Origin of the sequence: Kitasatospora sp. NPDC057936, assembly GCF_042887525.1 — a bacterium.
Classification (GTDB): domain Bacteria; phylum Actinomycetota; class Actinomycetes; order Streptomycetales; family Streptomycetaceae; genus Kitasatospora.
Map to the genome: position 1 here is coordinate 26,237 of NZ_JBHVPD010000036.1, position 14,515 is coordinate 40,751.

Below are 14,515 nucleotides of genomic sequence, written 5' to 3' on the forward strand. Positions count from 1 at the left end.
CAGGTGACGGCATGACGGACGGGGCCCCGGTGCTCCGCGGACCACGGGTGCCCCACCGGGCGCCGTACGGGGTCCCGGGGCTGGTCCGCGACCAGCGGACGCGCACCCCGGACGCCGTCGCCTGCTCCGACCCCGGGCGGACCCTCACCTACGCCGAGCTGGACCTGCTCAGCGACGCGTGCGCGGCCGCCGTGCTGGGCGCCACCGGCGGGCGCCGGGGCCCGGTGGCCGTGCGGATGCCCCGGCAGGCCGACCTGCTGGTCGCGCTGCTCGGGGTGCTCAAGGCCGGCTGCCACTACGTGCCGATCGCGGCCGACGAGCCCGCCGGGCGGGTCGCGGCCATGGTCGGCGTCGTCCGGCCGCTCTGCACGGTGGTGGCGGCCGGGCACGAGGGCCTCGCCCCGGGCGGTATGCCGGCCGTCACCGTACCGCGCACGGCGCCCGCCGGGTACGCGCCGCTGCGCGAGGCCGGGCCCGAGGACCCGGTCTACGCGCTGTTCACCTCGGGCTCCACGGGCACCCCCAAGGCCGTCCTGGTCGGCGCCGCCGCCCTCGCCAACCGGATCCTCTGGATGGCCGGGCGGTTCGGCCTCGACGGGCGCGACCGCGTGCTCCAGAAGACGCCGAGCACCTTCGACGTCGCCGGGTGGGAGTTCTTCCTGCCCGTCGTCACGGGCGCCCGCTGCGTCTTCCCGCCCGCCGACGCCCACTACGACCCGCAGCTCCTCGCGCGCGCCCTGGCCGACGGGCGCATCACCGTCTGCCACTTCGTGCCGACGATGCTGGCGGCCCAGCTGCGCCTGGCGGCCGCCGAACTCCCCTCGCTGAGGCTGGTGTTCTGCAGCGGCGAGGCGCTCCCGCCGGCGCTCGCCGCACGGTTCGCGCAGTGGTCGGGCGCCGAACTGCACAACCTGTACGGGCCGACCGAGGCCGCGATCGACGTCACGCACTGGCCGGTGCCGCGCGGGCTCGCTCCGGACGGGGACGTGTTCATCGGGGCCCCGATCGACAACGTCGACCTGCGGATCGTCGGAACGGACGGCTCCCCCGTCCGCGACGGCGAGCCGGGCGAGCTGTGGATCGGCGGCGTCCAGGTGGCGCTCGGCTACGTGGGCCGGCCCGACCTCACGGAGGCGGCGTTCCCCGTCGTCGACGGCCGACGCTGGTACCGCACGGGCGACTTGGCGTCCATGGACGACGGCCTGGTGCGCTACCTCGGCCGGATCGACGCGCAGCTCAAGATCCGCGGCGTCCGGATCGAGCCGGCCGAGGTCGAGGCCGCGCTCAGCGCGCACCCGGCGGTCGCCGCCACCACCGTCGTCGCCCTCCGGCCCCCGGACGGCCTCGCCGCCGAACTCGTCGCCGTCGCCGTGCGGGCCGAGGGCCACACGGACGCCGACCACGCGATCCTCGCCCACGTCGCCGAGCGGCTGCCCCGGGCCTTCGTGCCGCACGCCCTGCGCTGGGTCGACCACCTGCCCCTCACCACCTCCGGCAAGGCCGACCGCCGGCGCATCACCGAGGAGACGGAACACTGGTGGGCCTCCAAGGCGCACGTCGAGGCCGCGGAGAGCGACGAACTCGCCTCCGCCTGGTGGGAGTCGCTCGCCGTCCCGGCCGACCAGCGGCGCGAGGACCTCGGTTTCCTGAGCCTCGGCGGGCACTCCCTCACCGCCCTCGCGCTGATCGCCCGGCTCGCCGACCTGCGCGGCGTCGACCTGCCGCTGCCGCTGCTCCTGCGGGACGGCCTCACCCTGGCCGGCCTCCGCGACGCCGTGGCCACCCTGCCCCGCACCGAGCGCCCGCAGGCCGCCGAGGGCCCGGCCGACCACAGCCCGCTCACCCCGGTGCAGGAACCGCTCTGGCTCCTCAACCGCGCCCTCGCCGACGACTCCGGCAACAACGTCGTCGGCACCCTGCGGATCCCCGCCACCGTCGACGACGACGCCCTCCGCGCCGCCGCCCGGGACGTGCTCGGGCGCCACGACCTCCTGCGCGCGGCCATCGACGTCATCGACGGCGTCCCGCGTTGGACGTACGCGCCGCACGCCGAGCCGCGGTTCACCGTCCGGGAGACCGCCGGCCCGCTCGACGATCCGGCGGTGTGCGCATTCGTCGCCGGGATCGCGCGGACGACGATCCCGCTGGACCGGCCGCCGCTGCTCACCGTCGGCCTGCTGCGCGGCACGGGCGAGGCGCTGCTCGTCCTCTCCCTGCACCACCTGGTGGCCGACCAGCACGCCCTCGAACTCGTCGCCCGGGACCTCGCCACCGCCTACACCGCCCGCGCCCGCGGCCTCGCGCCGCAGTGGCCGCCCGCACCCCGCTTCGCCGCCTTCGCCCACCGGCGGGCCGCCGCCGTCGGCTCGGACCGCTGGCACGAGGACCTCGCGTACTGGGCGGCGCTCCTGCCCGACGCCCCCGCGCGCACGCCGCTCCCGTTCCGCCTCGCCGGCCCGGCCGGCCCGACGCTCGACGGCCGCCGCACGGTGGCGGCGCTCGGCCCGGAGCTCACCGCCTCCGTCGACGCCCTGCTCACCCGCAGCGGGCACACCCGGGCCACGTACGTCGTGGCGTGCGTCGCGACCGTCCTCGCCGCGTGGGCGGGCGAGCGGTCCGTCGCCGTGGGCGTACCGGTCAGCCGGCGGCTGGGCCCGGGGGAGCAGGAACTCGTCGGGCCCGTGCTCAGCACCGTGCCGCTGTGGCTCGACGTCGAGGACCGGAACGGGCGCGACGACCTCCTCGCCCACGTGCGCGAGCGGTCGCTGGAGGCGCTCGACCACCTCGCGCCCACGTTCCAGGCCGTCGTGCACCGGCTGGGACTGCCGCCCTCGCCCCGGGACAACCCGCTGTTCCAGGTGTGGGTCAACGACCTCAGCCGGATCGGGCCCGCACCCGCCTTCGCCGACGCGCCCGCGCGGTGGATGGACGCGGCGCCGCCGTACGCGCTGTTCGACCTCAACTTCTACCTCCGGCACGACCCGGACAACGGACTGCGGCTCGAACTCGTCGGGCGGGAGGGGCTGTTCGAGGACGCGGTGGTCGACGAGCTGCTGCGGCAGGTGGTCGGGGTCGCGGCGGCGTTCGCGGCGGACCAGGCGCCGTTCGAGGGCCGTTCCGCACCGAAGGTGCACGCGCCCCAGCCGGACGCACCCGACGTCCTCACGCGGATCCGGGACGTCGCCCTGCGCCACCCCGACGCCATCGCGATCCATTCCACCCAACTGGATTTGACGTACGCCGAGTTGCTGCGCCGCTGCGACGAGGTGGCCGCCACCGTCACCGCCGCCGGCGTCCTCCCCGGGGACGTCCTTGAGCTGCGCGCCGAGCGCACACCCGCCCTCGCTGCTGCCTTCCTCGGCGCCCGGCTCGCGGGCGCGGCCGTCGCCGTCACGGACGCGCACCTGCCCGCCGCCGCACTCGCCGAACGCCAGGACCTCCTGCGCCCCAAGGCCGTCCTGACCGCCGACGGCACCATCCGCCCCGGCGCCCGGGAACCGCGCCACCTGCCCGGCACCAGCCACGTCCTCTTCACCTCCGGCACCTCCGGCCGCCCGGCCGCCGTCGCCGTGTCCCCGGCCGCGCTCGCCGGCACGCTCGACTGGTACCGGTGCTCCTTCGGCCTCGGCCCGGCGGACCGGATCGCCCTGCTGGGCGCCGTCGGCCACGACCCGCTGCTGCGCGACCTCCTCGTCCCGCTGCTGGCGGGCGGCACCGTCGTCGTCCCGCCCGAGTCCGTGTTCACCGCCCCCGACCGGCTCTTCGCGCTGCTCGACGACGAGCGCGTCACCGTCCTGCACGCCACCCCGGCCCTCCTCGAACTGCTCCTCTCCGGACGCCCCCACGACACCGCCCGCCTGCCGCACCTGCGCCTGGTCGTCAGCGGCGGCGCGCCGCTCACCGCGGGCATGGTCCGCGCGCTGCGGGCCGTCACCGGCGCGGCCGTCGTGAACGCGTACGGCGCCACCGAGACGCCCCAACTCGCCTCCGCCTGGCGGCTCGACGCCGGACAGGACCCGCTCGCCGGTCTGCCGGACACGGCCGAACTGCCGGTCGGCACCGGCGCGGGAGCCGCCGAGCTCCTCGTGCTGCGCCCCGACGGCACGCCCGCCCCGGTCGGCCACGCGGGAGAGGTCGTCGTCCGCTCCCCGCACCTGGCCGCGGGCTACCTGGACGGCACCGGCCGGGGCGAGCGCTTCGACACCGCCGCCGGCACCTACCGCACGGGCGACCGCGGCCGCCGCCACCCCTCCGGCGCGGTCGTCCTGCACGGCCGGCTCGACCGCCAACTGTCCGTCGACGGCTACCGCCTGGACCCCGAACAGGTCGAGCGCGCGGCCCTCGACCACCCCGCCGTCCGGCACGCCGTCGCCGGCCTGACCACGACCGCCGCCGGGCCCGTGCTGTCGCTCACCGTCCGCACCGCGCCCGGCACCGCCGCCCCGGACCCGGCCGACCTCCGCTCGCACCTGCGCCGCCGCCTGCCGCGCTACGCCGTGCCCGCCGAGATCCTCTTCACCGACGGACCGCGCGAACGCGCCGCCAAGTCCGCCGGGGCGCCGGTCGCCGACGGCCCCGCCCGGGACGGCAGGGCCGCCGCCGAGCTGGCCGCCCTCGTCCGGGAGGTCATCGGGATCGATCTCCCGCCCGCCGACAACTTCTTCGACGCCGGGCTCAACTCGATGGCCGTCGTGCGCCTCCACGCCCTGCTGGGCGAACGGCTGGCCACCGCCTTCCCGGTGACGGCGATGTTCGAGCACCCGAACCTCCTCGCGCTGGCCCGCTTCCTCTCCGGCCGCGCTCCGGCCGAGCCGCTCCGGGACGGTCCCCCCGCGCCCCGGTCGGCCCCACCGGCCGAGCAGCGGCGGCAGTTGCGCCGACGCATCCGACACGACCTCCAGGGGAACGCATGAACGACCAGAGCAGGTACGAACCCGTCGCCGTCGTCGGAATGGCCGGCCGCTTCCCCGGGGCCGTCGACCTCGGCGCGTTCTGGGCCAACCTCCGCGACGGCGTCGGCTCCATCCGCCCCGCCTCCGACGAGGAACTCGCGGCGGCCGGCGTGCCGGCCCGCGCGCTCGCCGACCCGCAGTACGTCAAGGCCGTCGCGACGGTGCCCGAGATCGACGGCTTCGACGCCGGGTTCTTCGGGCTCACCCCGCGCGAGGCCCGCATCTGCGACCCGCAGATCCGGCTCTTCCTGGAGTGCGCCCACGCGGCCCTGGAGGACGCCGGCTACGACCCCGAACGACTCGCCGACGTCGGCGTGTTCGGCTCCGCCGGGCGCGGCCGCTACCTCGACCTGGTGCGCCGCAGCGAGGGCCGCGCCGGCAACGGCGGCAGCGGGGGCGACGGCGTCGGCCTGTCCCTGAGCACCTGGAACTCGACGGACTCCCTCGCCCCGCTGGTCTCCTACAAGCTCGGCCTCAACGGCCCGAGCCTCGGCATCGCGACGGCTTGCGCGAGCCCGCTGGTGGCCCTGCACCTGGCCGCCGCGTCGCTGCGCGCGGGCGAGTGCGAGCTCGCCCTCGTCGGCGGGGCGGAGGTCGAACTGCCGCTGGAGCACGGCTACTGGTGGGAGCCCGGCGGCAAGATCAGCCGCGACGGGCACTGCCGGCCCTTCGACGCCCACGCGACCGGGACGGTGTTCGGCTCGGGCGCCGGCGTGGTGGCGCTCAAGCGGCTCTCCGACGCGATCGCCGACCGGGACCACATCCGCGCCGTGATCCGCGGCTCGGCCGTCAACAACGACGGCTCCGCCAAGGCCGGGTTCGCCGCGCCGAGCGTCTCCGGCCAGTCGGCCGCGATCGCCGAGGCGATGCTGACGGCGGAAGTCGAGCCCGGCGACGTCGGCCTGGTGGAGGCGCACGCCTCGGGCACCGTCCTCGGCGACCCGATCGAAGTGGCCGCGCTCACCTCGGCCTACCGGTACCTCGGCGCCACGGGCAGCGGCGCCACGGTCCTCACCTCCGTCAAGGGCAACATCGGGCACCTCGGCCACGCATCGGGGATCGCCTCGCTGATCAAGGTCGTGCTGACGCTGGAGCACGGGAGCGTGCCGCGCACCCTCGGCTTCCGCACCGCGAACCCCGAACTCGGCATCGACGACTCGCCGTTCGAGCTGCCGACCGCCGCGGTGCCGTGGGAGCGCCGGGCCGAGCGGCCCCGGGTGGCGGCCGTCAACACGTACGGCGTGGGCGGCACCAACGCGCACGTCGTGCTGGAGGAGGCGCCGGCGCGTCCGGCACCCGCGGCCACGACGGAACGCCCGCGGATCGTCGTCTGGTCGGCGCGCACGCCCGAGGCGGCGGAGCGCTACCGGACCCGGCTCGCCGGTCATTTCACCTCCGCCGCACCGGACTTCGCCGCGAGCGTCGCGACCCTCCAGCAGGGCCGCACGACGCACCCGTACCGCGGCGCCGTGGTCGCCACGGGCGCCCGCGAGGCGGCCGGCCTGCTGGCAGCGGCGAGCGGCCCCGCCACCGACCCCTCGGGCAGCCGCATCGCACTGCTCTTCCCCGGCATGGGCAGCCAGCACCCGGGCATGGCCCTCGACCTCCACGACCGCTCCCCCGCCTACGCCCGCGCCTTCGACGCCTCCCTCGACCTCTTCGAGGCCGAGGGCGTGCCGCTGCGCGGCCTGTGGCGGGACGCCGACGCCAGGCGGATCGCCGACCCTGACGTCGCCCAGCCGCTGCTGTTCGCCGTCGAGCACGCGCTGGCGCAGGCCTGGCACGCGTGGGGCGTGCGGCCGGGCGCCGTCCTGGGCCACAGCCTCGGCGAACTCGCGGCGGCCGCGGCCGCCGGGGTGCTGACCCCCGAGGACGCCGTGCGGGCCGTCGTCGCCCGCTCGCGGGCGCTCGCCGCCACACCGCCCGGCGCCATGCTCGCCGTCGCGGCGGCGGAGGCCGACGTCGCTCCGCTGCTGCCGGACGACGTGCACGTGGCAGTCGTCAACGGCCCGCGCATGGTGGTGGTCGCCGGTCCGGTGGACGCCGTGGCGCGGGCGGGCGCCGAGCTGCGGGAGGCCGGGATGAACGTCCGCCCGGTCCCGTTCAGCCGCGCCTCCCACGTGCCCCTCGCGGCCCCGGCGGCGGAGGCCTTCGAGGAGTCCCTGCGGGGGCTGCGGTTCTCCGCCCCCGCCCTCGACCTGTACTCCTCGGCGACCGGCGGGCTCGTGAGCGACGCCGAGGCCACCGATCCGGCCTTCTGGGCCGGGCAGTTGGTGCGGCCGGTGCGGTTCGCGGACGCGGTGGCGGCGCTCGTCGGCACCGACGGGCGGCAGCTGCTGATCGAGTGCGGCCCCGGCCGCACGCTCACCTCGGCCCTGCGCCAGCACCCCGCCGTGGACGCCGCACGCCACCGGGTGCTGCCGACCCTGGCCCAGCGCAGGACCGAGCCGCTCGCCGACGTGCAGTCGGCGCTCACCGCGGTCGCCGCCGTGTGGACGGAGGGGCACGCGATCGACTGGACGGCAGTCGAGGACCTGTCGGACGCGGGCCGCGTGCCCGTACCCGGCTACCCGTACGAACGGCAGCGGTACTGGGTCGACGTGGCGGCCGAGGAGGAAGCCCAGCAGACTCCGGCCGACTCCCCCTTCACGCTGCCCAGTTGGCGCGAACTCCCCCGCCCGGCACACCGCCCCGAGCCGGTCGCCCGCACCGCCGTCGTCGCCCTCCCCACTGACGAAACGGCGGCCCGCCGGATCACCGCCGCGCTGCGCGAGGCCGGGCTACGGGTCGTCCCGCTCACGCCGGGTGCCGATTACGAGGACCGCGAGGTCGGCTTCGTCGCCCGCGAGGGCGAACCCCAGGACCTCGCCCGCGCCTTCCGCACCCTGCGCGAGCGCGGCGTGACACCCGGCCTGCTGGTCCACGCCGGGAGCCTCGGCCGCCCCGAAGGCCGCGACCTGGCCGAGCAGTTGGCGGCCGGCCACACCGCCGCCACCGAACTGCTGCGCCAGGCCGCCGAGAGCGGGGCACCCGAACTCGTCGTCTTCACCGAACACGCCGTGGACGTCAGCGGCCACGACCGGCTGCGCCCGGGCCACGCCGCGCTCACCGCGCTCGCCGGGGAGGCCGGGGTCCGCCTGATCGACCTCGGCGGGTCCGTGCCCGACCGCGAGCTCGCCGCCGAACTCCGCACGGGCGGCGACGACGTGGTAGCACTCCGCGGCACCCGCCGCTGGGTCCCCACCGAGCACCCGCTCGCCGTCGCCCCGGCCGAGGGCCCCGCCCTCCGGCCCGCCGGCACCTACCTGATCACCGGCGGCACCGGCCGCCTCGGCGTCCGGGTGGCCCGCGGGCTGGCCGCGACCGGACTGCACCCGACGCTCGTCCTCGTCGGCCTGAAGGCGGCCGAACGGCCCGAGCTGCTCGCCGAGCTGGCGTCCCTGGGCGCGACCGTCGAGTCGGCCGCGTGCGACGTCACCGACCACGCGGCGCTCACCGCCCTCCTCGACGACGTCACCGGCCGCCACGGCCCCGTCCACGGCGTCCTCCACCTGGCCGGCCCGGCCCCCGACGCGGCCGAGGCGGACGCCTTCGGGCCCCGGGCGTTCGGCCTCGCGACCCTCGCCCGAGCCTTCGCCGGCCGCCCGGCGCTCGACCTGTTCGCGACCGTCACGCGGAGCCGCCCCGACGCCGCCGACGCCGTCCTCACCGCCCTCGCGGCCACCAGCGCCCCGCCCGCGGCCCGCACGCTCGTCGTCTCCACGCCCCGGCCCACCGACGCGACGCTCCTCCTGGAGCTGTTGCAGGCGCACACGCCGACCCATGTGACGATCCATCAAATCTCGGACGAGGATTGCCAAGAGGGCCGGAAAGCCGAGCCGGCCCCCGCTCCCCCCGTGGCCCTCCCGACCGAACGGGACGCCACCACCGCCCGCCTGCGCGAGCTGTGGACGGGCCTGCTGGGCTGGCCCGAGATCGCCGACGGCGCGGACTTCTTCGACATCGGCGGCAACTCCCTCACCGCGGTCGAGCTGGTCTCCCACATCCACGACGAGTTCGGCGTGGACCTCGGCATCGCCGCCCTCTTCGACTACCCCACCCTGGACGCCCTCGCGGCCCAGATCGAACGGAAGAAGGCAGTATGACCGGGTCCGACGGGCACCACCTCGTCCCGCTGAGAGCCACCGGCTGGTCCGTGTGGCGCGACGTCGTCCTGCGCAGCACCGGCTTCCCCGCCGACACCGTGCGGCCGCTCACGGACCCGGCGCTCGCGGCCGCGGCGGACGCCGACGACGCGGACGCCTACCGCGCCGAGTACGCGCGGGCCTCCGAGCGCCTGTCCGCCGCCGTGCGCGGGGCGTCGACGACGCCGCGCTTCCGGGAGGCCGTCGCCTGGCAGAACCCGAAGCTGCTGAAGCTGTGCCTGGACAAGCTCGCGGCCGGCGAGCCGCGCAACGTCCGGGGGCGCAACCACGAGCTGGCGGTGGCGGGTTACCTCCAGCGGTACGCGCTGAAGAACGACACCATCGGCTTCGTCGGCCCGGTCGGCTGGGCCCGGTGGACGGACGGCGGCGCGCCGCTCGCGTCGCGCGTCGGCCCGGACTTCCTGTCCCGGCGCACGGTCTACTTCGAGATCTGGGCGGTGGACGCCGTCGCCCGGGCCCTCTCGGACGACCCGCGCGTCCGCCCGTGGCTGGCGCCGCGCCGGTTCGCCGCGCACCACCTCGCGGGCGCCACGCTCCTCGCGCCCGGCCGTCCGCCCGTGCACCTCACGGAGGCCGAGGCGGAGTTGCTCGCACTCGTCGACGGGGTCCGCTCGCTCCCCGAGCTCGCGGACGAGCTGGCGTGGTCCGAGTTCCCCGAACTGGGCGATCCGGCCGCCCTCCTGGCCACCGTCGAGGACCTCGTCGCCCGCCAGTTGCTCCGCCACGACGTCGTCGGCGCGATCGAGGCCCACCCCGAGCGCTCGCTCGTCGCCCGTCTGGAGCGGATCGCCGACCCGGAGGCCAGGGCGTACGCGCTGAGCGTCACGGCCCGGTTCACCGCCGCCCGGGACGCGGTCTCGGCCGCGGCGGGCGACGACGCCGCGCTGGAGGCCGCGATGGCCGCCCTCGGCGCGTGCTTCGAGGAGATCACGGGCGTCGCCGGCGAGCGCCGCGCGGGCCAGACGTACGCCGGGCGGACGCTCGTCTACGAGGACACCGTCCGCGACGTCCGGGTCGACCTCGGCCCGGTCCTGCGCGACGCCCTGGCCGGGCCGCTCGCGCTGCTGCTGGACAGTGGGCGGTGGCTGGTCGCGGAGGTGGGCCAGGAGTTCGACCGCTACCTGACCGACATCTACGAGCGCCGGGTCGCGCAGCACGGCGACCCGGAGGTGCCGCTGGCGGCGATCCTGAGCCTGGCGACGCCGCAGCTGTACTTCAACATCCGCGGCCTGTCGAAGCCGGCCCGCCGCGCGGTCGACGAGTTCCAGCGCCGCTGGGCGGACGTGCTGCGGCTGCCCCCGGACGCGAAGCGCGTCGAGCTGCGCAGCGAGGACATCGCCGGGCGGGTGGCCGAGCTGTTCCCCGCGCGCCCGCTGCCGTGGCCGACGGCGGTGCACCACTCGCCGGACTTCATGCTGGCCGCGGCGGACGAGGAGGCGGTCGGGCGCGGGGAGTTCCTGCTCGTGCTCGGCGAACTGCACCTGTCGTTCAACACGATGGAGAGCCGGGTCTTCGTCGAGCAGCACGACGACCCGCCGTCGATGCTGGCGGCGGCCGAGGCGGACATGCGCGGGAGCCGGATCTACGGGATCATGAACCGGGACGTGCCGGGCGTGAGTTCGCGGGTGTCGCCGCCGTCGGCGCTGCTGTCGCCCGAGTACACGTACTGGACGATGCACCCCGAGGCCGTGACCCCGCCGGGCCCGATCATGCCGGCCGCCGCGCTGTTCGTGCGCCGGGAGGGCGAGCGGCTCATCGTCCGCTCGCGCGCCGGGTCGTTCGCGGCGCCGCTGGCGCACGTGGTGGGCGAGCCGCTCGCGGCGGCGGCGATCAACGCGTTCAAGCCGGTCGCCAAGGCGCGCCACAACCCGCGCATCACCGTCGACCGCATGGTGGTGGCCCGGGAGTCGTGGAGCTTCCCGGCGGGCGAGCTCGCCTGGGCCGCGGTGAAGTCCGAGCCCGAGCGCTTCCGGGCCGCCCGCCGCTGGCGGCTCGAACAGGGCCTGCCCGAGCGGGCGTTCTACAAGGTCCCGGTGGAGGACAAGCCCGCGTTCGTCGACTTCACCAGCCTGGTGCTGGTCAACATCCTGGCCAAGGCGGTGCGCCGCTCGGTGGAGGAGGAGAACGGCTCCGTCACGCTCACCGAGATGCTGCCGGACGCGGACGGGCTGTGGCTCCGGGACGCGGAGGGGGCGCGGTACACCTCGGAGTTCCGCATCCTCGCCGTCGACGCAGCCGCGCGCGATCTGTAGCCGGCCGGGGTGTCCATCCGGGCCGCCCCCGTTCGTCGAGGGGGTGGCCCGCCCGGACGGGCACCCGTACCACGCACAAGAGACCCGAGGAGCACCACATGATCAAGGCCCTGAACGAGATCGAGGTCATCACCCTCTTCGTGGAGGACCTCGCCGCCACGAAGAAGTTCTACCTCGACGTCTTCGGCCTGGAGGTGGTCTACGAGGACGGCGAGTCCGCCGCCCTGAAGATGCGCAACCTGATGATCAACCTGCTGGAGGTCGGCGAGGCGCACGGCCTGGTCGCGCCGGCCCCGGTCGGCGGCCCGGAGACCGGCGCCCGCGCGCTGCTCACGATCAACGTCGCCGACGCCGAGGCCGTCTGCGCCGAGCTGGCCGAGCACGGCGTGGACCTCCTCAACGGGCCGGTGGACCAGCCGTGGGGCCGGCGGACGGCGACCTTCGCCGACCCGGCCGGGAACGTCTGGGAGATCGCCCAGGAGCTGTCCCCGGCGGCGTAGCGCCTCAACGCCGCACCCCAACGCCGCAGTCCAGCAGCCGACTTCTCAGATCACCGGAGAGGACCCAGTAGATGTCGAAAGTCGTCGAGCTCATCGTCCCCAACAGTGCCGAGTACCACCTGCGCAACCCCGCCCTGAACCTCACCGGTGAGGAGCGCGAGCGGGTGGTGCGCTTCAGCGGCACCTACGAGTGCGAGCACTCGGTCTTCTGGAGCCCCAACCCCCGGGTCCTGGTGCTCCCGCTCGGCTGGAACCGGCAGTGGTTCGACGACATCCACCGGACGCTGGGCCTGGACCCGGCGCCGGTGGTGTCGCCGGCCCGGCGCACCGGGCTGCTGGTGGAGGACTTCCTCAAGGACGGCGACGCGCAGGCGCGGCTGCGCGGGCTGCTGGAGCCGTACGACGCGGTGAAGCTCCAGATCGTCGGCCCGACCGACGAGACGTACCTGCTGGCGGCGCTGGTGCGCGGCTGGGGCAAGGCGGTGGAGCTGGACCACGTCGGCGAGGACTCCTACTGGGCGAGCCTCTACCTGGACTCCAAGATCAGCCCGCTGGACCTGGCCCGCGAGCTGCCGGGCATCAACGTCGCCCCGGGCATGGTCGCGGGCAACTGGGTCGAGCTGCGCGGCGGCCTCAAGGCGATGACGGCCCGGTACGGCAAGGTGATCGCCCGGACGCTCTTCGGCGTGGCCGGCGACGGCTCGGGCGTCGTCCGCGACGAGCCGGGCGCCGTCGAGGAGTTCCTGGACAACGCGGGCCGGGACTCGTTCTTCGCCTTCCCGATCCTGATCCAGCGCTTCCAGGAGCACGCCGAGGGCGTCGGCTGCCCGGCCGCGGACATCCTGATCGGCGAGGACGGCGTCGAGGACGTCGTGTGGTGCGCGCTGACCGTCGAGCACGGCTACTCCTTCCGCAGCGTGGACGTCGGCGTCGGCGCGCTGCCGCCGGAGTGGGGCGAGCGGCTCACCCAGGCCGCGCACGAGGTCGGCGCGGCCGCGCACAAGCTGGGCTACCGCGGCTGGATGTGCATCGATTGCGTGGCCGGGGACGACGACCGGCTGTACATCACCGAGATCAACGCCCGGCGCAGCGGCTCGCTGCACGCGGGCGGCCTGCTGCGGCTGTGGGGCGCGGAGAAGGAGCTGACGCTCTCCGCGCACTTCATGCTGCAGGTCGCCGAGGGCACAACGTACGAGGACCACATCCGGCCGGTGTTCGAGAAGCTCTGGGCGGACGGGGTGCGGGCGTACCCGACGAGCGTGCGGGCGCTGCCCTGGCCGGACCCGATCGTCGCGGTCATCGCGGCGGCGCCGACGGCCGCGGAGGCCCAGGCGATCGTCGCCGGGATCAAGGAGGGGATCGACGCGCGGACGGCCGCGGCCGGCCTGACCGCCGCCGCCGACTCCGCCTACGGGCCGGGCAGAGCGTGAGACCGCGGGCGGGTCGCCCGCCGTACAGGGGGAGGTTCTCGTGAGGCTCGGTCGTGAGGTGCACCTGGTGTCCAGGCCCGCGGGCCGCTTCCCGCGGGCCGGGGACACCAGGGTGGTCGAGGTCCCGGTCCCGGAACCGGGCCCCGGCCAGGTCGTCGTCCGCAACCTGTTCATGTCGATCGATCCCGGGCTGGTCCTGCGGATGAACGACCTGAGCACGCTCGACATCCCCGACTTCGCGGTCGGGGCGCCGATGTGGTGCGACGCGATCGGCGAGGTGGTCGACACCGCCGACGAACGGCTGAGCCCCGGGGACATCGTCTGGCACCGGTTCGGCTTCCGCGACTACGCGGTCGCGGAGGCCGGCGAGTTCCGCCGGGTCGACCCGGACGCCTACCCCTCTCTCACCCACCACCTGTGCTTCGGGCTGACGGCCTACGTCGGCACCGAGGTGGCGCAGATCCGGCCGGGCGACACGTTCTTCGTGTCCAGCGCGGCCGGTGGGGTGGGCAGCATGGCGGGCCAGCTGGCCCGGCTGCGGGGGGCGACCCGGGTGATCGGCTCGGCGGGCACGCCGGAGAAGGTCCGCTACCTCAGGGAGAGCCTCGGCTTCGACGACGCCTTCGACTACCACGAGGGCGTGCGGCCGCGGCTGCCGGAGCTGGACGTGTACTACGACAACGTCGGCGGCGCCCACCTGGAGGCGGCGATCGACGCGATGCGCCCGCGCGGGCGGATCGTCATGGGCGGGCGCAACGAGGAGATCCGCACCGGATCCGCGGAGGGCCCGCGCAACATGATGGCCGTGATCGGCAAGCGGCTCGAACTCCTCGGCTACTACACCTTCGACCACCCCGAGCTGTTCCCGGTCTTCGACGAGCGGTTCCCGAAGTGGGTGCGCTCGGGGGAGATCGTCGTCGCCGAGACGGTCGTCGACGGCCTGGAGAACGGCGTGAGCGCCGCCGTCAACCTGATGCACGGCGCGTACGTCGGGAAGGTCGTGCTCCGCATCTGACGGGACGGGCGGCCCGCCGGACGGACGCGGTCCGTCCATCCGGCGGGGCCCGGTTCGTCGCAGTGGCAGCAACGGCCAAGGGGGTGGCAGCCGAGACACCCCACCGGAGACACGGAGGAGCGATGGCGAAGGTTCTGGAACGCGGCGCCGGGGAGCGTGCG

Annotated in this window: 6 protein-coding genes; all 6 read left to right on the forward strand. The window is 75.7% G+C overall.

The window, feature by feature from the left end; all coding sequences use genetic code 11:
- Positions 1 to 11: 11 nt before the first annotated feature.
- The 6 genes from ACFVU9_RS20195 to ACFVU9_RS20220 all read left to right on the forward strand — a co-directional run bounded on the left by ACFVU9_RS20195 (position 12) and on the right by ACFVU9_RS20220 (position 14,354).
- Entirely contained in the window at positions 12 to 4,913 is a 4,902-nt protein-coding gene (locus ACFVU9_RS20195; RefSeq protein ID WP_387595019.1) for an amino acid adenylation domain-containing protein, read from the forward strand.
- Complete coding sequence (locus ACFVU9_RS20200; RefSeq protein ID WP_387595022.1) at positions 4,910 to 9,097, forward strand: type I polyketide synthase; 4,188 nt, start codon at positions 4,910 to 4,912, stop codon at positions 9,095 to 9,097. The genes ACFVU9_RS20195 and ACFVU9_RS20200 overlap by 4 nt, the downstream gene beginning before the upstream one ends.
- Entirely contained in the window at positions 9,094 to 11,409 is a 2,316-nt protein-coding gene (locus ACFVU9_RS20205; RefSeq protein WP_387595025.1) for a lantibiotic dehydratase, read from the forward strand. Before ACFVU9_RS20200 ends, ACFVU9_RS20205 begins: the two co-directional genes overlap by 4 nt.
- 98 nt (positions 11,410 to 11,507) lie before the next feature.
- The gene (locus ACFVU9_RS20210) at positions 11,508 to 11,909 is read left to right on the forward strand and encodes a VOC family protein (RefSeq protein WP_380446632.1); all 402 of its coding nucleotides are present in this window, start codon (positions 11,508 to 11,510) and stop codon (positions 11,907 to 11,909) included.
- Between the two features lie 71 nt (positions 11,910 to 11,980).
- Entirely contained in the window at positions 11,981 to 13,339 is a 1,359-nt protein-coding gene (locus ACFVU9_RS20215) for a hypothetical protein (protein WP_387595028.1), read from the forward strand.
- A gap of 40 nt (positions 13,340 to 13,379) precedes the next feature.
- On the forward strand, positions 13,380 to 14,354 hold the full coding sequence (locus ACFVU9_RS20220; RefSeq protein ID WP_387595031.1) for a zinc-binding dehydrogenase: 975 nt from the start codon (positions 13,380 to 13,382) through the stop codon (positions 14,352 to 14,354).
- Positions 14,355 to 14,515: the final 161 nt, after the last annotated feature.